This is a genomic window from Synechococcus sp. H55.2 (genome assembly GCF_047462495.1).
GTDB lineage: Bacteria > Cyanobacteriota > Cyanobacteriia > Thermostichales > Thermostichaceae > Thermostichus.
Map to the genome: position 1 here is coordinate 14150 of NZ_JANSJH010000007.1, position 19963 is coordinate 34112.

The following is a 19963-nucleotide window of genomic DNA, read 5'->3' on the forward strand; positions in this document are numbered from 1 at the left end:
AGTGGTTGCCGCTGTCGGCCACCCACAATCCCCCTTTGGGATCCCAGAGCAGCCCCTGTGGGGAGTCGAACTCAGCTTGGTCCGCTGCTCCGTCGCGGCGGCCTGCTTGGCCTGTGCCGGCCCAAACTTCCAATTCCCCCTCTGGAGAAAGCCGGAAAATCCGGTGCTGAGCTGGGTCGGCTAAGTAGAGGGAGCCCTCTGGATCCACGGCAATGCCCCCGATCTGCTGTAGGTAGATTCTGGACTCGCTGCCGGTGTTGCCTGACGGATCTGCTGCAGGCGCCGTGCGGCCATCCAACAAGGTTTCCACCACCCAAGCCGACGCTGCCGGAGCAGTGGGAGTGGGGGCGGGAGTCGCCACAGGCCAATCATAGACCAGTGTACCCAGCCCCTGCCCTGCAGCATCGGCAACAGCGACCCAAACGGAGCCGGAAAGAGAAGAAGGCGGCATCACCGCCAGACGGTCACCGCTGCGGGAGCGGATCTCCCCCCTCAGGAGGCGCTCGGGATTGGCGGCTGAAGCAAACAAAACCGTTTCTGCCCGCTCCAGATTTTCTCCCGACAACAGCAGCGGCTGGCCAGGCGCCGGCACCCCCGAGCCCGTGTGCAGCAGCGGCACCCCCACCTCGGAGAGCACCAACATGGCCAGGCGGCGATTGGCCCCGCCAGAGCCCCCAGAGCGGGCAGAAAGGGTCAGGGATCCCTTTCCTTGCGCCAAGGTGGTGGATCCCCGGTAGGCGACGGCGCTGAGCTCCGCTTCGCCGGCGGGCGGGTTGGTAAAGGTGAAGGTGGCCGGTTGCCCTGGGCGCAGGGGCGCGGTGGCGGTCTGGCGATAGCTGCCCAGGGTAATGCTCAAGTCGATCCCTTCCACTCCTGGCCAGGTGGGGGTGCGGGCCAGCCAGCGATCCACCTCTGAAGCCGGGAGCTGGGCCACCAGATCGGATCCCTGTTCCTGGAGCAGCAAAACGATGCGATTGTTGGGCACCGCCAGACCCGCTTGGCGGGCCTGTTCGAGCGTGAGGGCAAAGGCGGAGGGGGTGAGGGGAGTTGGAGTGGAAACCGGCTGCAGGGCAGAAGGGGGAACGACGCTGGGAGACAAATTAGAGGAAGAAAGCTCGCCGCAGGCCGAGAGGGCCAGCACCAGGGCACTCAGCGCCGGCAGAGATAGCGGTGCAGGGGAAACCCGTCGTGGCATGATGCAGCTTATCCTCTCCCCCAAACTGGGAAATGGCGGGAACCCAAACCTCCATATCTGTCTTCCTCAGCGTACGAGCTGGCGAAAACTGCCCAGCACCTTCCCTGCTGCAGGAGCCAGCCCGGCCAATGCCTCAGGCCCTGAACTGCATTTCTATTCATAACCAACTGCCCTCACCCACAGGTGAGTTACACTCCTCACTCTTTACATCCTTACTCAAATCCCCGCCGAAAAGCCAGATGGCAGTTGGGTGCTTGCCAAGTTGTGTCTGCGTTTGTCTGCTCAAGTGTCCAGATCGGGATCCCAGCCTCTTCGAGCAGAAGCGTCTGGCAGGGTGAGCGACGGTCGTTAGACTTATAGCTCTGGGATCGGCCAGTCCCGCGGATAAATCAAATAGACAGTACCCCCGGAGTGTGCCAACCACAAAGACTCCAGCTGGTCGCGGCGGTAGGTGCGGCGAACTTCTTCGTTGGTCTTGGCCGCCGGATCGTGGAGGATGGGATCCCCTTGGCTATCGAACCCCACCAGCACTGCCAGATGGCCGTTGCTGCGGGGGAGCGGCGCCCCCTCCAGCTCTCCCTCACCCCAGGCATAGCTGAGGATTACTGGCACCCCTGCTGCGATCCAGGCTTCTGCCTGGGCCAGGCTCTGCAGCCGTGCCACCAGGCCGGCCAAACCTCGCTCGGCGGCATGGGCCACATTGAAGGCCCAGTTGCCGTGGCCTCGGTAAACCCGGTCGTATACCCCAGCCACCGCGGCGCGCACCAACGGCTCACAGGGGCGGGGATCCCGCTGCCAGTAGGCCATCACCATGGCCAAAGCGGTGGGGCTGCACCAAGCTGCTCCCCCGTCGGGGTACACCATCTGGGAACACAAGGGCAGATCCAAGACCTGGCCCCAGCGGCTGGGATCCCCAGGGGAGAGGTGGCTGGGCTGGGCCGGCTGGTTGGAAAAGGCAACCGCCACCTGATCCACCAGGGGAGAGCGGCCCGCCTCTTGTGTGAATAGGCGCACCCTGACCTGAAAAGCCTCTGCCCCGTTGTGGGTATCCTTGAGCACCAACAAATCCGTGTTTAGGTTGCCGTCCTCATCTGCCTGCCCGCGCACGGAGTGGCTGGCCAGGGTGGCCGGATCGGCGGCCCACACCCCGGCGTGATACCACCGGCTCCAGCGGCTCTGCAGCTTGGCGCGGATCCCCACTTCCAACCAGGTGCCGGGGGGCGTGGTGGCATTCCAGGAGACGATCGCCTCCACCAGAGGAAAGCTGGCGGGAACTTCCGGGCTGACGGCTTCTCCCACCCAATAGCTGCCGGGGGGATAAAAAGGCCGGCCCTGAAACGCCGACTCAGGTGCTTCAGAGCTGACTGCTTGCCGCCAGCCCTCTGGATCCAAGAACAATTGCCCTTGGGGGTTCAGCCGGATCCCGCGGGCTGACCAGTCCTGAAAACCTTGGGGGGCCTGCCAGCGCTGCAATCCGGTGCGATAGGTGGAGTGGGTCTGGGTTTGCATCAGCAAGAGTCCTGGAGAAATTGGAGCCGGCTGGGCCAACGCGGGCAGGAGCAGTACAGCCGCGCTGACCAGCCCAAACAGCCCTTGCCAACCGCTCTGGCCTTCTGCAACCCGCATGGTCGGCTTGCCCCCATTAAAAGCCGGACACAATGACTCTGCAAAAGGGCATTTAGTAGCGGCGCTCTCTTACCCAGAGGCCAATCAACGCTGCCTTGCCCCAGGGATCCACTTTCACTTCTGCCCGCGTGGCTTCGGGATAACGCCGAATATCCTCTTCCAGGACATCTCCCACCGCTTCGGGAATAAAAAATTCTTCGATGCCAAACTTGAGCCGCCACCCGTCAAACCGGCCTCGCAGCACTTTCTCTTCAGGCTTCACGTCTTTGGGCATGTCCCGGCTGACACCGATGGCTTGCCAAGGTTGAGTTGGATCCCCGCCGGAGGGAGCTAAGCGCAGATACAGGATCCCTGGTCTGTCCAATTCAGATGACCAACCCGGCAGTTGTTCCAGGGTGGAGCGGCGATCGACGACGTAACCCAAGGTCACGTACCGGCCCCGCAAGAGGTCATAGGGATCCAGAGGGGCCGTTTGCAAGTAGATCGTAGTTCCGGTGGCGAGGGTCAGCGCCTGCCGAGCCGGTATCAGCAGAACAATGCCCAGTTGCAGCAGCAGGGCCAGCCAAAACCGCCATTGGGGCAGGGATCCCTTCTTAAAAAGATTCGACATAGCCAGAGGGAGCGACTTCTCTCTTATGGCACAGGTTTGTCGACCTCGGACAAAAGCGGGTAGAAGTGTCCCACCGGCCCCTGCCCCGCGCCAATGGCCAAGGGATGCCGCAGCGCTTCTGTTACATAGGCTTTGGCCGCCAGCGTAGCCGCCAAGGGATCCTTGCCCCAGGCCAGTTGCGCCGCAATGGCCGCCGAGAGGGTACAACCGGTGCCGTGGGTATGGCGGGTGGGGATCCGCTCCGTTTTCAGCACTTCCAGCCGCTCGCCATCGAACCACACATCCACCCCCTGCAACTCCCCCGGCATGCCCCCACCTTTGACCAGCACCGCCCCACAGCCCAAATTGCGGATCCGCCGGGCCGCCGCCTCCATATCTGCCAGCGACTGCAGCTCCAGCCCTGCCAAAATCTGGGCCTCGTAGCGGTTGGGGGTCAGCACCTGAGCCAAGGGGATCAGCCGCTCGCAGATGGCCTGAATGGCCTCATCGGCCAATAACTTAGCTCCCGTGCGAGACACCATCACCGGATCCACCACCAGCGGCCGCAACGCCCAGCGCTCCACCTGCCGGGCCACCTCCCCCACGATCTCGGCGTTGAGCAACATGCCGGTTTTGATCCCTTGCACCCCGATGTCCTGCACCACCGCCTCAATCTGGGCAGCCACTGCCTCCGGCGGCAGGGGATCCACCCGGGTAACCCCCAGGGTATTCTGGGCGGTCACGCAGGTCAGAGCGGAAGTGCCGTGTACGCGCTGGAAGGCAAAGGTACGCAGATCTGCTTGAATGCCCGCTCCGCCACCGCTGTCGGATCCAGCGATGGTGAGGGCGACAGGGGGATGCTGCTCGGCCAACATTGGAGCCGGAGTTGGTTCAGATGTGGGGACAGACATTGGCCAAACGACAAAAACTGCCGAGGGTACCGATAGTCATTTCCATCAATCGATATCGATCATCTTTTCAACGTAGCAGTGAAACTGTTGGTTCCCGATAGTCTGAGACCGCTGAGGTATTGGGAAAACGCTTCCAGACGCCCGTCAAGAAGCCAACCATAGTCATTTCAAATATCAAATGGGTTCGTCACGTCGTTATTGCTACGCAACGCTGTCACGAACCCGCCGCTCTAACTCCCCTCTCCCAGAGGGAGAGGGGTTGGGGGTGAGGGCCTCTGGAAGAGGGGTTGGGGGTGAGGGAGTGTCTGAATCGGGTTTGAAATAGCCATAGGAGTGGGCTGTTCTAGCCTAGATCTGGAGAGCCATCCGCGGTGGTAGCCACCACCTCCACCCAAGCCCTCTCCCCCTCCACCGCCGTCAGGCTCCAGCGCAGTAGGGAGGCTGGCCGCCCCAACTCCTCGGCCACTTGCTGGAGAAGGGATCCCTCCAGTTGAGAAGCAGAAACCGGCCAACTCAGGGGCAAAGACAGGCGGAGAAAATGCAGCTTCACAGGCTGTCGAAAACCATCCCACAATAAACTGGCGTAGAAGCAGGCGTGGGATCCGGCACGGCTAGGAGCCAAATTGTAAACGGTAAACCTCTTCCTCTTGATCGGTCTCCACCTCCAGATCAGAGGTAGGGTAAGCTACGCACAGCAGGACAAAGCCCTGAGCCCTGAGTTCCGGCCCGATCCCCATTGCATCCACCTGGGTCACGGATCCCGACTTCAGCCGCCCTGCACAGGTGGTGCAAACTCCCGCCTGACAAGAGGAAGGTAGCTCCAGGCCGTGCTCCAGAGCCGCCTGTAAAACCGTCTGATCCGCCGCGGCGGGGAAGCGGTAGGTCTGGCCCCGGTGATGGACAGTTACTTGATAAACCATAGCCGCCATTAGGAACCCACCCGCGAAGGAGTGCGGGCCACCGTCAGCGACTGCGGCTGGCGCATTTTCTTCACCTGAGCCTCGATCCTTTTGACCCCCTCCGCCTCCAGGTCGGCGATGTAGTGACTCTTATGCGCCTCTGCCTCTCTCTCGCTGGCAAAGGGGCCGTAGTAGTAGGTGCAGTCGTCGGTGGTGATCTCGATCCAAACCGATAAGCCAAGCAGCCTATCCAACAGACTGGTTAAAGAGTTGCTCACGGGATCCATCCCCCCCTATTCACAAGTGCCAAAGATCGTTCGGGATCTTTGGCAATCATCAACTAGATTCTACTGCTTTTGTTGACGATTTGTTGAGAAATGTTTCGACCTCGGCGCGTTTGAGCTGGTGGGGGGAGCGCTGCCGGTGAATCTCATAGAGGGCGATGCCCGCTGCCACCGAAGCATTCAAACTTTCCGTGCGGCCCGCCAAGGGGATCGACAGCAGTTGATCGCAGTGGCGCTGGGTGAGCAGGCTGATCCCTTCCCCTTCCGATCCCACCACCAAGGCGATGGGACGGCGAAAATCGGCGCCGTAGACGGGGGGAGCCCCTTGGCTGGTGGTGCCGTAGACCCAAAACCCCTGCTCTTTAAGATATTCTAGAGCGCGATTCAAGTTCACCACCCGCGCCACCGGCAAGGTGGAGAGGGCTCCTGCCGCCACCTTCATCACCGTCGCGGTTACCCCTGCCGCCCGCCGTTGGGGGATCACCATCCCCTGCATACCAAACGCTTCCACGCTGCGGGCGATAGCCCCCAGGTTGTGGGGATCTTGGATCCCGTCTAGCACCACCAGCACCGGATGGGGGCCGGCCTGACGGCTTTTTTCCACCAAATCCTCCAGATCCATGTACTGATAAGGCGTGGCCTGGGCGGCGATACCCTGGTGATTGGCACCAGCCGTGAGGGCGTTCAGCCGTTGTGGAGATACCTCATCGATAACGGTGCCCCGCCCTTTGGCTGCTTCCAGCAGAGAGAAAAAGGGCGGGCTGTAGCGCAACTTTGGCAGGATCCAAACTCGGTTGAGGGTAGCTTGACTTCTCAGAGCAGCCAGTACCGTCTGGCGGCCGTAGATAATCTCTTGCTCCAACTCGGCCTGAGGCTGGGCTTCTTCCGGCAAGACCCCTGTCCCGTCAATGGGAAGGCCGGGATCCAGTTTGCCTGTCAATTGAGAATCCACCTGGCCTTGAGGCGACTGCCGTTGTGCGTTGCGGCGGGGAGCCTCTTGAGTGACAAGCTTGGGCCCCCCATCTCGGCGTTTGGGCCACTGTCCCCGCTTGCCGACGGATTGCCCTGCTCCTCGCCGTTGCAGTTTGCCCGAGCGAGACAGCCGTAGAGCAGGTTTGCGCTGAGAAGGCTTGGGCATGGGCGTGGAAGAGGTAAAGACGAAAGACTATCCTAGCCTTCCTCCTCGCCCAGGGTCTCAGCCAAAACATCGGTGAGGGCGAGGACATGGCGAAGTCGTTCGGGATTGACCAGGTAGAGATAGCCCAGAACGGTTTCCAGGCCGCTGGCGTTTTGGTAATCGGCCAGAGGCAGATGCCGGGGTGGGCGACCGCAGCCATTGCGACCCCAGCGGACGATCTCCTGCTCTTCGGGGTTGAGATGGGGCAACAGCGCCAACAACAACTTGGCCTGTGCCGAGCCGCGCACCCGCCTCACCACCTGCTGGTGATAGCGCTCCAGCCGATCCGGCGGAAACAACCGTTGCCGCCGCACATGCAGTTCATAAATGGCATCTCCCAAGTAGGCCAAGGCTGCGGGCGATAGGCGACGGATTTCGGCCAAAGATCTTTCAGCAGTGGGGTCGGACAGCAGATCGCTCACAACAGCTTACAACAACTATTCGTTGAAAAAATATCCAGAACCGCTGCTGTCGGCTCATGACAAATTCAAGACTCAATCCGGGCCGATCCAGTCCATGCTAGGGCAAGTTTCCGCCATGCTGCCAGTCTCCCTGTCGCCCTGAACCCCCGCTTCTGTAAGTGATTTGGATCACGAAGCTGGGGAAGAAAAAGCGCTGGTTATGGTCATTGCAAAGGGTATGAAACAGCCTGTCCGTTGATCTCCAGCTCCCCTCTCCCCTTGTGAGAGAGGCAAAGTGTCTTAATCGTGCTTAGAACAACCATGACAAACCAAGCGGTACCGGCAAGGGTCTGACGCTATGAGCCTTGACAAGCAAGTGACTCCCCCCCTCAAGAAGAGCCAAATCCAGGAAGCAGTGGGCGAGCTGGCCGGCGATCAACGCGAAAAGCTGGAAAGTAAAGCCGAACTGGCCGAAGCTGCTGCTCAACAGACGGCTGAAGAGTCCCTCAAAGACGTCGCAGATGAGGGGATGGACTAGAGAGGAAACCGCTTAGCCGAAATTGGGGAATAACAGATCTCCGTTGAGCAAAAGCAGATAGGCGACAATCGCCCCGCCCATCCCCCCTATCAAAAAGCCGGCCGCCAATTCGCTCCAAGACTGGGATCCCCCGTTGCGCTGCGAGGAGACAGTGCCGTAGAGAGAGAGGGCTGCCGTCAGGATTAAGATCAGGCCACAGGCTCCCAGAAAGCCGCTCAGCAGACCGATGGACTCGTTGCGCAGCGGCCCCAGCTTGGTAAAGGGGCCGACCAGCCAATAGCCGTGGGCCATGCCGATTTCCAAGCCCCGCCAAATGGAGCTCAATCCCGGTCGGTTGATGGGCAACCAGTCTATCAACAGACGGACAACAGACGCGTGGTTGATCGGCGTCCAGAGATCGCCAATCTGCGGATCTCCTTCGGGGACGGTGACGTATCCCCTATTCATATTCAACGGAGCGGGATCGGCATTGGGTTCGACCATTTCAGCAACTCTGTGTCCGGTTCAAAAGAGATGGAAAAAAGCTCAAAAAAGCAGGGATCCCGCCGGGCACGGGTCGTGGCGGGGATCCCCTGCTTCCACTCAGAACGTCAAAATGTCCGGGAAGAAGCGATTGATCTCGATAAACAGGGCAAAAACGAAGCTGGAAAACAGGATAAAGGCCACCGGAGCAGTGGTGAGAAACTTGGTGAAATCAGCCATAGACGCCTCTCAAGAGTTGAACAGATAATGAACCGATAATCGAGTTAAGGAAGGCCGGGCTGAGGTTCCTCAGCGGGGCGAGATGGGCACGGCAGCTTCTGGCTCCTGAATTTCGCCGCTGGCAATTTCCTTCAAAGCAGCCGCGGGCCAAACCAGAGCCGTGAGGAAACAGCGCAGCGCCAGCGCTACATCGATTAGGCTTTCTTTCATCTCCGGGCTCTCCTCATCTCGAACTGCAATCAGGTAGGAGCGTCCGGCCCAGCCCAACCAACCGGCAATGTAGAGGAAAAGCAGGCCGGGGATGAGAAACTCGCCCGCATGATTCAATCGACCATCTGTAACCAAGTGGGGCAGGCCCTCTTCGCCGCAGAGCAGCTTGCTGTAGCGTTCAAAGCGCTTCTCAGTTTGGGCCAGCTTTTGCTGGTAGAGAGGAGCCAGGTCAGGGCTGGCGTTGAGGATCTTCTCTTCGAGGCTGCTCAGGCGTTCGTTCATCAGGGCCTGAAAAGCGGGAACTTCGCTGCAAGGCTTCAGACCGATCAAGGGTTCTGCCTGCACAGATTGGGCAAGGCCAAGCGCGATGCAGAGGGCCAAAAGGAAACTCAAAAGGGTTCGCATAGCAGGATGTGTCCTTGAGCTAGGGGTCTAGGATCTGTCTAAATGTGCAGGAATGCTAAGTGCAGAAACAGGCACTAAACGGTTAGTATCATACTCCCGAGCGCCTCACCTCGACGGATCCCGAGTTTTAGCTCACACAATTCTTAAGGATCCTGAAGCGTTCCCACCCCTTTTCCCCCACTTGCTCTCCCATGGCCCGCGTCCTCGCCATCGAAACCAGTTGTGATGAAACGGCTGTGGCTGTGGTGGAGGCAGATGCGGCCTGGCCGGGGTTTGCCCCGCGGCAGCTCAGCTCTGTGGTGGCCAGCCAGATTGACCTTCATGCGGCCTATGGGGGCGTGGTGCCGGAGGTGGCCTCCCGCCGCCACGTGGAAACTCTGCCCTTTGTGCTGGAGTCCGCGCTGCACCAGGCCGGGCTGGGCGTGGCCGAGGTGGATGCTGTTGCCGTCACCTGTGCGCCGGGCCTGGTGGGATCCCTGCTGGTGGGGCTGATGGGGGCCAAGACCTTGGCCCTGCTCTACAACAAACCTTTGATCGGGGTGCACCATCTGGAGGGCCACCTGTTCAGCGGCTTTTTGACCGAGCCCGACTTGCGTCCCCCTTGTCTCTGCCTTTTGGTTTCAGGGGGCCACACCAGCTTGATCTGGATGAAGGACTATGGGGAGTACCAGACGATGGGCCGCACCCGTGACGATGCTGCCGGCGAAGCCTTTGACAAGGTGGCGCGGCTGTTGGGGCTGGGCTATCCGGGCGGGCCGCCGATCGACCGCTGGGCGCAACAAGGGGATCCCAACCGCTTCCCCCTGCCCGCGGGCAAGCTGGATCACCCCTACGACACCAGCTTCAGCGGCCTTAAGACGGCGGTGCTGCGCCTGGTGCAACAGTTGCAGCAGGAAGGCCGGGAACTGCCCGTGGCCGATATTGCTGCCAGCTTCCAGGCCTGCCTCACCCGCGTGCTGACCGAAAAAGCGGTGGCCTGTGCCGAGGCGCTGGGCCTCTCAACCCTGCTGGTTACAGGGGGGGTGGCCGCCAACCGGGAGCTGCGAGCTCGCCTGCTGGAAGCGGGCCGACCCAAGGGCCTGCGGGTGATCATCCCGCCTGTTGCCCTCTGTACCGACAACGCCGCCATGATCGGGGCAGCCGGCCTCTGCCACTGGCTGCGGGGAGAGATCTCACCCCTGGATCTGGGCGTAGCTTCGCGCCTGCCCCTGGAAGAGATCCCTGCCCTCTACGGCAAGGGGGGCAGAGATTACCGCGAGGTGCTAACGGGTTCTGCCGTTGCCCTCTGACGTTGCCGCACCTCGAGGTAGATGAGCAGGGCGTTGATGTCGGCGGGGTTGACGCCGCCAATGCGAGCGGCCTGGCCCACCGTCAGGGGTCGGACGGCCGCCAGTTTCTCCCGCGACTCTTTGGAGAGGGTGGGGATGGAGTGGTAGTCCAGATCGGGGGGCAGGGGGCGGTGGTACTGCTTGCTCACCTGCTCAATTTGGTTCTGCTGCCGCTGGATGTAGCCGCTGTATTTGACGGCAATTTCTGCTGCCTCCTGCTCAAAGGGATCCAGCTCCTCATTGCCCAAGCCCAGCTCCAGCAGGTCGGCGTAGTGGATCGGGTTGCGGCGCAGGATCTCGGCCAGCGTGGCGGATCCTTTGATCCCCTGGCCGGTCAGTTGGCTGAGGTGGATCCCGGCGGGGTCGTGGGCCTTAACCCGCTGGGTTTCCAGGCGCTCGATCTCGGCGGCAATGCGGGCTTGCTTGGCCTGGAAAAGAGACCAGCGGCGGTCGTCGATGAGGCCCCATTCCCGCCCCAGGGGGGTGAGGCGTTGGTCGGCATTGTCGGCGCGCAGGATAAGACGGTATTCGGAGCGGCTGGTGAGCATGCGGTAGGGCTCCCGCAGCTCTTTGGTGCAGAGGTCGTCGATGAGGGTGCCGATGTAGCTGGACTCGCGCGGCAGAGTGACCAAGGGTTTGCCCTGCACCAGGCGGGCGGCATTGATCCCGGCTATGAGCCCCTGGGCTGCCGCCTCCTCGTAGCCGGTGGTGCCGTTAATTTGGCCGGCGCAGAACAGCCCCTGCACTTTTTTGGTCATTAGGGTGGGGTAGAGCTGGGTAGCCGGCAGATAGTCGTATTCCACGGCGTAGGCAGGCCGCAGCATCACGCACCGCTCCAGGCCGGGCAAGGAGCGCAACATCTGGATCTGGATTTTCTCCGGCATCCCCGTCGAGAACCCCTGGATGTAGAGCTCCGGCAGATCCCGCCCTTCCGGCTCGATGAAAATTTGATGGCTTTCCTTGTCGGCGAAACGGACGATCTTGTCTTCGATGCTGGGGCAGTAGCGAGGCCCCTTGGCCTCCACCCAACCGCCGTAGACCGGGGTCTCGTGGAGATTTTCGCGGATGATGCGATGGGTCTCCGGCGTGGTGCGGGTGAGGTAGCAGTCCATCTGCTCCCGCGGCACCCACACCTCCGGGTCGAAGCTAAACCAGCGCACGTCGGGATCCCCTGGTTGCCGCTCCATCACGGAAAAATCGACGCTGCGGCGATCCACACGGGCAGGGGTGCCGGTTTTCAGCCGGCCCGTCTCAAAGCCCAGTTGGCGCAGGGTGTCGGTCAGGCCTTCGACGGCAAATTCCCCCGCCCTGCCGGCAGGTTGCCAGTGGCGGCCAATCCAGATGCGCCCCCCCAGAAAGGTGCCCGTGGTCAAGATCACCGCCCCACAGCCGAGGACACTGCCAAAGTGGGTAACCACGCCCACCACCTCATCGTTGCGCCCCAGCACCAGGTCGGTGACGGTGCCCTCGCGAAGGGTCAGGTTGGGTTGGTTTTCCACCACCGAGCGCATCACCCGTGCGTACTCGCGTTTGTCGGTTTGCGCCCGCAAGGCCCACACCGCCGGCCCCCGCGAGCGGTTGAGCACCCGCTTTTGCAAATAGGTGCGGTCGGTAACCTTGCCCATCTCGCCGCCAAGGGCGTCGATTTCGTGCACCAGTTGCGACTTGGCCGGGCCGCCCACGGCGGGGTTACAGGGCTGCCAGGCAATCTTGTCCAGGTTCAACGTCAGCATCAAGGTATTGCAGCCCAAGCGTGCTGCCGCCAAGGCCGCTTCACAGCCGGAATGCCCCCCACCCACGACAATCACGTCGTAGTGGTCGAGAAAATCCACGTTGTCTCGTCCAACTTTGAGCATCGGATTGCCCCTTGCTGGCTACCGGGATCCCCTATCCCAATTGGGTTGTTACAGCTTGTTTCTCCAGTCTAGCGATGGATAGAGGGCTATCCCCAAATCTCGGCAAGAGGAAAAGGCTCCTTGGCCAGACCCCCACCAGTTTGCCGCCCCGAGGTTGCCCAAACCGGCCAGGATCCCGCTCTCCCCAGTCGAATCTAATCCAGACTATTTTAGTCGGATTTGGTTGACGGGATAGATCGGGGGTGATAAGATGGCCCCCGACGATGGGTAAACAAGATCCAGCCCTTTCTCCTGCCTGAGGCTCCCTATGACGCAAACCCTTTCCCAACGCCCGCTCGTGCCTGCCGCTGCCCCAGCGGCTCCTGCCCTGCGCAACCCCCAGGTGGGCTTCAGCCGCTTGCGCTGCCGCGAATGTGGGGCTGAGTACGAGCCGGTGGCTAAGCACGTGTGCGACCTGTGTTTTGGCCCCCTGGAAGTGGTCTACGACTACGACTGGCTCAAGGGCGCCGTCAGCCGGCAGAGCATCCAGGCCGGGCCGCTGTCCATCTGGCGCTATCGGCCTTTTCTGCCGGTGGTTTCGGAGCGGCCCATCGATGTGGGCACCGGCATGACGCCTCTGGTGAAGGCGGAGCGGCTGGGCCGGCGGTTGGGGTTGAAAAACCTCTACATCAAAAATGACGCCGTCAACATGCCCACCCTCAGCTTTAAGGATCGGGTGGTGTCGGTGGCCCTAACCCGCGCCAAGGAGCTGGGCTTTACCACCGTTTCCTGCGCCAGCACGGGCAATCTGGCCAACTCCACCGCCGCCATTGCCGCCCACGCCGGCTTGGATTGTGTCATCTTCATCCCGGCGGACTTAGAAGCGGGTAAGGTGCTGGGATCCCTCATCTACAACCCCATCGTCATGGCCGTGGAGGGCAACTACGACCAGGTCAATCGCCTCTGCGCCGAGGTGGCCGATCGCTACGGCTGGGGCTTTGTCAACATCAACCTGCGCCCCTACTACGCAGAAGGCTCGAAAACCCTGGCCTACGAGGTGGCGGAGCAACTGGGGTGGCAACTGCCGGATCAGGTGGTGATCCCGCTGGCGTCCGGATCCCTGTACACCAAGATTTACAAAGGTTTCCAGGAGTTTGTGAAGGTGGGGCTGGTGGCGGAGAAGCCGGTTACCTTCCACGGCGCCCAGGCCCAGGGCTGTGCACCCATTGCCCAGGCCTTTCGCGAAGGACGGGATTTTGTTACTCCTGTTAAGCCCAATACCATCGCCAAGTCCATTGCCATCGGCAACCCTGCCGACGGCATCTACGCCCTGGAGATCGCCCGCAAGACCGGCGGCCAGATCGCGACGGCCACGGATCCCGAGATCATCGCTGGCATCAAGCTCCTGGCCGAGACCGAAGGCATCTTCACTGAGACCGCCGGCGGCACCACCATCGCCGTGCTCAAACACCTGGCCGAAGCCGGCCAGCTCGATCCTGAGGCGGTTACGGTTGCCTATATTACCGGCAATGGCTTGAAGACCCAGGAGGCAGTACAGGCGCAGGTGGGCCATCCGCTGCTGATCTCGCCCAAGCTGGAGAGCTTTGAACAGGCGTTGGAGCGGGCCCGCACCCTGGAGCGGCTGGACTGGCAAGAGGCCTCGGTTTGAAGCGAGGGGGATCCCCCTGGGCTCTTAACGGAGTCTTAATGAAGAACTGTTACGATCCCTGGTACAGGCCCACTTGCTCAGGAGCTTTGCACCATGCCTATCTTTCGTTCTGTCCGTCACTTTGCGCGTCGCTGCCTGCCGGTGGCGGTGGCTGTGTTGACCCCTCTTGCTTTGGCTCCCACGGCTCGGCCCCAGGGGCTGAACACCATTGCCGTTGAGCTGGAAACTTTGCCCAGCAGCTACTCGACGTTGGCGGCGGCTTTGCGGGCGGCGGGGCTGAACACGGCGTTGGCGGGGCCGGGGCCATTTACGATCTTTGCCCCTTCCAATGTAGCTTTTGGCCAACTGCCGCCGGGCACCGTAGAGACGTTGTTGCAGCCGGCCAACCGGGATCAGCTCACCCGCATCCTCACCTATCATGTGGTGCCGGGGCGGATTACCTCGTTTGACCTGCGGCCCGGCCAATCGACTACTCTGACCACCTTGGCAGGGCTGCCGCTGCGGGTGCAGGTGGGATCCGATGGCAGCATCCGGGTCAACGGGGCCAACGTGAACCTGGCGGATATTCCGGTCTCGAACGGGGTGATTCACGGCATTGACGGGGTGCTGCTACCCTAGTCTTCTAATGTTGGTCGATGGACGAAGCATTGGCTTATGGCGGTCAAGGTGTTGATTCCCACCACGCTGCGGGCACTCACCCGGGATCAGGAGGTGGTGAATTGCGAGGGATCCACAGTTCGGGAGTTGCTGGAGGCCTTGGAGCAGAGCTATCCGGGCATCAAGGCGCGGCTGTGCGACGAGAAGGGGGAATTGCGCCGCTTTGTCAATTTTTATGTCAACAGCGAAGATATTCGTTTCCTCAACGGCTCCGACACCCCTCTTCAGGATGGGGATGAGGTGAGCATCGTCCCTGCTGTTGCCGGGGGCTGAGGCCTGCCGAGCCTGCCGTGGATCCCAGGGATTGGTTAAGCCAGCCGGCGCCGCTGGTGGCGCCTGCTTTGCTGGGCATGGTGCTGGTGCGGCAATTTGCCGATGGGCTGCAGGTGCGGGCCCAGATCGTGGAAACGGAAGCCTACACCGCCGGAGATCCGGCTTGCCACGCCTATCGCCGCAAGACCCGGCGCAATCAGGTGATGTTCGGGCCGCCGGGCCATCTCTACGTCTATCGCATCTACGGCCTCTACCACTGCTTGAACATCGTCACCGACGCGGAAGGGATCCCCTCGGCAGTTTTGATCCGGGCAGCCCAGTTGGATTGCCTGCCGGAGTGGATCCCGGCCAGTAAGCGCTCGAAGCCTGCACGGGTGGCGTCAGGGCCGGGCCTGCTCTGTCAGGCGTTGCGCATCGACGGATCCCACAACGGCTGGCGGCTGGAGCGGGCGGAAGCCGGCCAGGAAGGCATTTGGCTAGAGGGATCCCCCGCTTGGGAAGCACAGTTGCCCATCGTCCAGACCACCCGCATTGGCATTACCCATGGGGCCGAGCTCCCCTGGCGCTGGTACATTAAGGATCATCCGACGGTGTCGCGCTATTAGGTCACGCTTTCATTGGCGAATCTCTTCTATCCAACCGGTTTTGCAACCACGTCTGAATATCCCGCAGGCTCTCCGGAGCAACTTCATGGCCCATCTCGTACTCGCGATAGGTGAAGTTCAGCGGCAACGGGGCGAAATAGTCCCGGATCTGGCGGCCAAAAGCAATCGGCAAAACGGCATCGGCAGTGCCATGAACCGCCAAGATGGCCAGGTGTTTCATCCGCTCCGGCTCCACCGCCTCGGCCAGGATCTCTGGAGATAGGCGCCCACTCATCGCCACCACCCCTGCCAGCTTCTCCGGCTGGGTCAGAGCCAAATACAGGCTCATGATCGCCCCCTGGCTAAACCCCAGCAAATACACCTGGCCTGGATCCAAAGCAAGATTAGAAAGATCCGGGAGCCCATCCGGCAACACCTGCTCCAGAAAGCGGCTCAGGAGCTGGAGGCTATCGCGTGCCTGCTGCGGATCCCCCACCAGCCCTTCCGGCGTCCAGGCCATTTCAAACCAGGCAAACCCGCCTACACCCCAAGCAATGGGGGCTCTCAAGCTGATCACCGCAAACCGGGGATCCAGATAGGGAGCCAACTGGAACAAGTCCCCCTCGTGGCTGCCGATCCCGTGCAGCATCACCAACACAGGTGCGGATCCCAGGCCGGCTTGGCGGGGGGGCTGAAAGCGGTAGGCGAGGGGCAAAGGGGGAGACACACAGACATCCTCCAGACGGGGAAACTATGCCCAATCCTGGGGGTGCCGCAGAACCTGGTAGAGCTTGGCTTCCCAGGTGCCCGGCTGCGGCTCGTAGCCGTATTCCCAGCGCACCAACGGCGGCAGCGACATCAGGATCGACTCGGTGCGGCCTTGGGTCTGGAGCCCGAAGATCGTGCCCCGGTCGTAGACCAGGTTAAACTCCACATAGCGCCCGCGCCGATAGAGCTGGAATTGTCGCTCCTGCTCCCCCCATTCCATTCCCTGGCGCCGCTCCACAATGGGCACATAGGCCGGCAAAAAGGCCTCACCACAGGCTTGCACCAGCTCAAAAAGATGCTCCCAACTGCGGCATCCCACCCGCACTTGCAGCGGTGGCGGTTCAGTCGCAAGCTGGTCGGGATCCCCTTCTGCCTGACCCTCAGGACGGTAAAGGAGGCCGGGGCGCTCATCCTGATAGTCGAAGAAAATGCCGCCAACGCCGCGGGCCTCACCCCGGTGGGGCAGGAAAAAGTAGCGGTCGCACCAGATCTTGAAAGCCGGGTAGTAGGCGGGATCCAAGCGGTCACAGGCCGCCTTGATGGTGCGGTGAAAATGGGCCGCATCCTCCTCAAACAGGTAATAGGGGGTGAGATCCATGCCGCCCCCAAACCACCAAACCGGCCCCGCCTCGAAATAGCGATAGTTCAGGTGAACCGTCGGCACGTAAGGGTTACGGGGGTGCAGCACCATGGAAGTGCCGGTGGCATAGAAAGAATGCCCTGCCGCTTCTGGGCGCTGTTTCAGAATCGAGGGGGGCAGATGGGATCCGAACACCTCGGAAAAATTGACCCCCCCCTGCTCAAATACGTCTCCCTGCTGGATGACCCGCGAGCGCCCACCCCCTCCGCCAGGGCGTTCCCAACGGTCTTCGCGAAACTTGGCTTTGCCATCCAGGGCTTCCAGACGGGCACAGATGTCATCCTGTAGGCGCTGCATGAACCGGCTCACCTGTTGGCGGGCGTCCACCGGCAGCGCTGTCGGGCTTGAGGCCAGCATCATCGTCTTCCTATCTCTCGCAACTTGCCAAAAACATCCCCAGTCCCAACAAACCCTCTCAAGCTGGGGCAGCCGAACCCAAGAGCTCTGACCGCCCCTGGACGGTACAGTGCGCAGCTTAGGTCCAGGCCATTCTGGGATCTTACGTGGGAACCGCCTCGTAGGGACGGAGCCGCGCCCATTTGTTCCGTTCCTCGCGAAAGCTCTGGCAGCCCACCACATCCCATTCCATCTCCGTGCCGCCGTTGCGGATATTGACATTGATCTGGGGGCCTTGCGGCTCAAAATCCGGCGTCAAAGTGAGATGGGGCTGCTGATGCTGCGCTTCCACGGCATGGTAGGTGGTGCAGCGGTCTACGTAGTAGCAGTGAATACAAATACACATGGTTGCTGCCTGCAAGAGACGGTTCCCGATCTCGAGAGTAGCATCCGGCCCTTTTCTAGACAGGGGATCCCCTCTTTCTCAGCCGGCTCTTGAGATATTTCTTAGCAAACAGAGGCATCTCCTCGTCTCTCATCTAGAATCTCGACATACTTCTCAGGCTGAGGCTGGATCTGCCTCTAGGATCGAACTATCCAGGCTATCCCAAGGAATTGCCATGAACACCCACACCCGCTACCGCTTCACCTGCACCCTCTCCTTTGGAGATATTTACGGCCAGATCATCATTTGGTTGATTGTCATCTTTGCCAGCCTGGGCGCTGCCCTCTCCCTGATGAATAGCCCCCTCTATGCCTTTCTCACCATCGCCCTGATTTTGGTCATTTCCCTGCCTTTTTTGCTCTTCGCCTTTGTGACCACCCTGCTCAACCACATCGAGTTTGTGGCCGTTCCCCCTGAGGCAGAGGAAGAGCGAGCTGTGGCAGCCAAGTCGCGGATGGCCGTCGGCTAGCAGCCAGTGGGCCCCTTCCGGCGCTAAGGATGCCGCAGGTTGGCCAGCCGTTTCGGTGGCCAGCGGGGCTTTCTGCTTAATACTTGTTTAAACTCCGTCAGATTTTGTCTATAATTGAGTCGGCAGGCCTGACAGCTTTTTCCACCTTCAGGAGAGTTCTGCAGCCAAGCAGGATCCTAATCTATGCAAGGGATGGATCTACCTTGGCTGAGGGAGATGACGTGGTAAGAAGCTGTACCGTTTGACCTCTTGGCTGGTCTTGCTGCCTTGCTTGCAGAGGCGAGCCGGCTGAGGATGGCTTAGGAGAGGGCTGCAAGTCAGTTCAGGAAGATGGGTGTGCTGTAGTGATGAAGGTGATGGACAATAGCTTGGCGCAGCTCGACTACCGAGTGTACAGGTTGGCGCGGCTGTTGAGCGAGTATTTGAATTTGGGGGAATTGATTGCCCTGTCTGTTGGCTCTCTGCAGGAGGGGCGTTCTCGCAATGGAGATTAGGCTGGGCCTGATCTACCCGGGCGCTGGCGTCGGCAAGCGGGATCCCGTAGCCTAGGTAATTTGTCCTCCGTTACAGCCCCTATGCGGATCCCTTCCTGGTGGCCGAAGCTCAGTTTTCAGGTCTGGCTGATCTTCATCGGTCGGCTGCTTTCCCAAACCGGAACCGGCTTTACCCTGTTTTATGCCACCCTCTTTTTTGTCAATCGGGTAGGGCTGACCGCCACCCAAGTGGGCTTGGGGCTGGGCGTTATGGCTTTTGCCGGGGTGTTTGGCCGCATCCTGGGCGGCTCGATGGCCGATGGTTCTTGGGGGCGCCGCTCCACGTTGATCCTCTCGCTGTCTATTTCTGCCGTGGGATCCTTTGGGTTTGCGCTCTCCTACGAGTTCTGGAGTTTTGCCTTGGCCAACGTGGCGGCAGGTTTGGGGCAAGGGTTATACTGGCCGCCTGCAGAAGCGATTGTAGCGGATCTAACCACGCGCGAGCAGCGCAACGAAGCCTACGCTCTCAACCGCCTGGGGGATAGCCTGGGTCTCAGCCTTGGGGTGGCTATGGCCAGCACGCTGGTGGCTCTGACGGGGGCCTATCGGCTCTTGTTTGTAATCGATGGTGTTACTTTTCTAATCTTTTTGGCGGTGCTCTGGTTTTTCATCCGGGAAACCCGGGCCACCTGTTCGGCGACAGAGCCTGTGTTAGCAGGTTGGAAAACCGCCCTTGGGGATCGCTCTCTCTTGGTGTTTGGCCTGTCGAATATCCTGTTCACCACTTACATCGCTCAGCTCAGCAGCAGCATGCCCCTCTACTTCCGCAATCGGGTAGGGATCCCAGAGGTGCAAATCGGCATTCTGTTTGCCTTACATGGGGCTCTGATTGCTCTGCTGCAGATGCCGGTGGCCCGTTGGCTAAACCGCCGCACGCGCGTCCAAGGGTTGCAGGGATCCGCCCTAATGTGGGGGGTGGGATTTCTCCTGGTTTGGCTCAGCGGCCTGGCGGCAGGGCTGGGAACCGGGCCGGCTTTGGGGGTGGCGGCCTTGGCTCTGGTGGTGCTCTCGTTGGCCTTGGTAAGCTATAACCCCTCTGCCTCTGCTTTGGTGGCGGATTTGGCGCCGGATCACTTGCGGGGGGTGTATCTGTCGGTCAACTCCCTCTGTTGGGCGGCAGGATTTGCCGTTGGCCCCATGATTGGGGGGATGGCTTTGGACTTGCCGCAACCGTGGGCAAGCGGGTTGTGGGTCTTTTGGGTGATCAGCGTCGGCCTGGTTTTGGGGATCCTCGGCTTTCTTAATCGCATTCTGCCCTGCCAGGTGAATAGAGCCACAGCGCCTCTGATCGTGGAGCCCTAAAGCGCAGAAAAGAAGCGGATCTGGGGAGCCCGGCTTGGCCAGTAGCTTGTTAGGATCAATCCGTCCTCAAAGATGGGTCTTGAGACCCAGTTTTTTGGGTGAGGATGCCGAACAGGAGGGCTGGTTCCACAATCTGGTCTCAACGGTGGAGGATCTGAATCGTGAGCTTGATTGGCAACATCATTTG

Annotated in this window: 24 protein-coding genes and 1 pseudogene; 9 read left to right on the forward strand and 16 right to left on the reverse strand. The window is 61.0% G+C overall.

Features of this window, described 5'->3' with window-relative positions:
* The 9 genes and pseudogenes from NW844_RS01825 to NW844_RS01865 form a co-directional block, all read right to left on the reverse strand.
* A pseudogene (locus NW844_RS01825) lies at positions 1-1195 on the reverse strand (hypothetical protein); the annotation flags it as partial.
* 354 nt (positions 1196-1549) lie between these two features.
* Positions 1550-2821 carry a peptidase C39 family protein gene (locus NW844_RS01830; RefSeq protein WP_414332971.1) on the reverse strand — a complete coding sequence of 424 codons (1272 nt, stop codon included), beginning with the start codon at positions 2819-2821 and terminating at the stop codon, positions 1550-1552.
* Between the two features lie 52 nt (positions 2822-2873).
* A complete protein-coding gene (locus NW844_RS01835; RefSeq protein WP_414332972.1) occupies positions 2874-3431 on the reverse strand; it encodes a GDYXXLXY domain-containing protein in 558 nt (185 codons plus the stop codon).
* A 23-nt stretch (positions 3432-3454) separates the two neighbouring features.
* Positions 3455-4285, reverse strand: coding sequence for a bifunctional hydroxymethylpyrimidine kinase/phosphomethylpyrimidine kinase (thiD, locus tag NW844_RS01840; RefSeq protein WP_414332974.1), 831 nt, complete (start codon positions 4283-4285; stop codon positions 3455-3457).
* A 379-nt stretch (positions 4286-4664) separates the two neighbouring features.
* Positions 4665-4871, reverse strand: coding sequence for a hypothetical protein (locus NW844_RS01845; protein ID WP_414332976.1), 207 nt, complete (start codon positions 4869-4871; stop codon positions 4665-4667).
* 61 nt (positions 4872-4932) lie between these two features.
* Entirely contained in the window at positions 4933-5250 is a 318-nt protein-coding gene (locus NW844_RS01850) for a 2Fe-2S iron-sulfur cluster-binding protein (protein WP_414332977.1), read from the reverse strand.
* The gene (locus NW844_RS01855) at positions 5250-5507 is read right to left on the reverse strand and encodes a DUF1816 domain-containing protein (RefSeq protein ID WP_414332979.1); all 258 of its coding nucleotides are present in this window, start codon (positions 5505-5507) and stop codon (positions 5250-5252) included. Before NW844_RS01855 ends, NW844_RS01850 begins: the two co-directional genes overlap by 1 nt.
* Positions 5508-5556: 49 nt before the next feature.
* On the reverse strand, positions 5557-6642 hold the full coding sequence (gene rlmB / locus NW844_RS01860; protein WP_414332981.1) for a 23S rRNA (guanosine(2251)-2'-O)-methyltransferase RlmB: 1086 nt from the start codon (positions 6640-6642) through the stop codon (positions 5557-5559).
* 32 nt (positions 6643-6674) lie between these two features.
* Complete coding sequence (locus NW844_RS01865; protein ID WP_414332983.1) at positions 6675-7064, reverse strand: ribonuclease III domain-containing protein; 390 nt, start codon at positions 7062-7064, stop codon at positions 6675-6677.
* A 376-nt stretch (positions 7065-7440) separates the two neighbouring features.
* Here NW844_RS01865 and NW844_RS01870 point away from each other — a divergent pair, with 376 nt between their 5' ends.
* Complete coding sequence (locus tag NW844_RS01870; RefSeq protein ID WP_414332985.1) at positions 7441-7620, forward strand: CsbD family protein; 180 nt, start codon at positions 7441-7443, stop codon at positions 7618-7620.
* 12 nt (positions 7621-7632) lie between these two features.
* Here NW844_RS01870 and NW844_RS01875 read toward each other — a convergent pair whose 3' ends face one another.
* The 3 genes from NW844_RS01875 to NW844_RS01885 all read right to left on the reverse strand — a co-directional run bounded on the left by NW844_RS01875 (position 7633) and on the right by NW844_RS01885 (position 8937).
* Complete coding sequence (locus NW844_RS01875; RefSeq protein WP_414332986.1) at positions 7633-8103, reverse strand: photosystem I reaction center protein subunit XI; 471 nt, start codon at positions 8101-8103, stop codon at positions 7633-7635.
* A 99-nt stretch (positions 8104-8202) separates the two neighbouring features.
* Positions 8203-8322: a photosystem I reaction center subunit IX gene (locus NW844_RS01880; RefSeq protein WP_011434365.1), complete on the reverse strand. Its 120-nt coding sequence runs from the start codon at positions 8320-8322 to the stop codon at positions 8203-8205.
* Between the two features lie 69 nt (positions 8323-8391).
* Complete coding sequence (locus tag NW844_RS01885) at positions 8392-8937, reverse strand: Photosystem I reaction center subunit III (RefSeq protein ID WP_414332988.1); 546 nt, start codon at positions 8935-8937, stop codon at positions 8392-8394.
* A gap of 191 nt (positions 8938-9128) precedes the next feature.
* On the opposite strand from NW844_RS01885, the gene tsaD reads away from it, so the two are divergent.
* Positions 9129-10226, forward strand: coding sequence for a tRNA (adenosine(37)-N6)-threonylcarbamoyltransferase complex transferase subunit TsaD (tsaD, locus tag NW844_RS01890; RefSeq protein WP_414332990.1), 1098 nt, complete (start codon positions 9129-9131; stop codon positions 10224-10226).
* Here the strand turns inward: tsaD and mnmG are convergent.
* Positions 10187-12121, reverse strand: coding sequence for a tRNA uridine-5-carboxymethylaminomethyl(34) synthesis enzyme MnmG (gene mnmG / locus NW844_RS01895; RefSeq protein ID WP_414332992.1), 1935 nt, complete (start codon positions 12119-12121; stop codon positions 10187-10189). The two genes, tsaD and mnmG, sit on opposite strands and share 40 nt — an antisense overlap.
* Before the next feature lie 307 nt (positions 12122-12428).
* On the opposite strand from mnmG, the gene thrC reads away from it, so the two are divergent.
* The 4 genes from thrC to NW844_RS01915 all read left to right on the forward strand — a co-directional run bounded on the left by thrC (position 12429) and on the right by NW844_RS01915 (position 15304).
* Positions 12429-13769, forward strand: a complete 1341-nt coding sequence (thrC, locus tag NW844_RS01900; RefSeq protein WP_414332994.1) for a threonine synthase — start codon at positions 12429-12431, stop codon at positions 13767-13769.
* Positions 13770-13862: 93 nt separating this feature from the next.
* Positions 13863-14387 carry a fasciclin domain-containing protein gene (locus tag NW844_RS01905; protein ID WP_414332996.1) on the forward strand — a complete coding sequence of 175 codons (525 nt, stop codon included), beginning with the start codon at positions 13863-13865 and terminating at the stop codon, positions 14385-14387.
* 36 nt (positions 14388-14423) lie between these two features.
* The gene (locus NW844_RS01910; protein WP_414332997.1) at positions 14424-14699 is read left to right on the forward strand and encodes a ubiquitin-like small modifier protein 1; all 276 of its coding nucleotides are present in this window, start codon (positions 14424-14426) and stop codon (positions 14697-14699) included.
* 17 nt (positions 14700-14716) lie between these two features.
* The gene (locus tag NW844_RS01915) at positions 14717-15304 is read left to right on the forward strand and encodes a DNA-3-methyladenine glycosylase (protein WP_414332999.1); all 588 of its coding nucleotides are present in this window, start codon (positions 14717-14719) and stop codon (positions 15302-15304) included.
* 1 nt (position 15305) lies between these two features.
* Here the strand turns inward: NW844_RS01915 and NW844_RS01920 are convergent, their stop codons facing one another.
* From NW844_RS01920 to NW844_RS01930, 3 genes are all read right to left on the reverse strand, one after another.
* Complete coding sequence (locus NW844_RS01920) at positions 15306-16010, reverse strand: alpha/beta hydrolase (RefSeq protein WP_414333000.1); 705 nt, start codon at positions 16008-16010, stop codon at positions 15306-15308.
* A gap of 24 nt (positions 16011-16034) precedes the next feature.
* Positions 16035-17048 carry an oxygen-dependent coproporphyrinogen oxidase gene (hemF, locus tag NW844_RS01925; RefSeq protein ID WP_414333037.1) on the reverse strand — a complete coding sequence of 338 codons (1014 nt, stop codon included), beginning with the start codon at positions 17046-17048 and terminating at the stop codon, positions 16035-16037.
* A 142-nt stretch (positions 17049-17190) separates the two neighbouring features.
* The gene (locus tag NW844_RS01930) at positions 17191-17433 is read right to left on the reverse strand and encodes a Ycf34 family protein (protein ID WP_011434378.1); all 243 of its coding nucleotides are present in this window, start codon (positions 17431-17433) and stop codon (positions 17191-17193) included.
* 214 nt (positions 17434-17647) lie between these two features.
* Here NW844_RS01930 and NW844_RS01935 point away from each other — a divergent pair, with 214 nt between their 5' ends.
* The 3 genes from NW844_RS01935 to NW844_RS01945 all read left to right on the forward strand — a co-directional run bounded on the left by NW844_RS01935 (position 17648) and on the right by NW844_RS01945 (position 19776).
* Positions 17648-17941, forward strand: coding sequence for a hypothetical protein (locus NW844_RS01935; RefSeq protein WP_414333001.1), 294 nt, complete (start codon positions 17648-17650; stop codon positions 17939-17941).
* Positions 17942-18288: 347 nt separating this feature from the next.
* Positions 18289-18435 carry a hypothetical protein gene (locus tag NW844_RS01940; RefSeq protein ID WP_414333003.1) on the forward strand — a complete coding sequence of 49 codons (147 nt, stop codon included), beginning with the start codon at positions 18289-18291 and terminating at the stop codon, positions 18433-18435.
* Positions 18436-18516: 81 nt separating this feature from the next.
* Positions 18517-19776 (forward strand): MDR family MFS transporter, encoded by a 1260-nt coding sequence (locus NW844_RS01945; RefSeq protein ID WP_414333004.1) that lies wholly within the window; start codon positions 18517-18519, stop codon positions 19774-19776.
* Positions 19777-19963 lie beyond the last annotated feature (187 nt).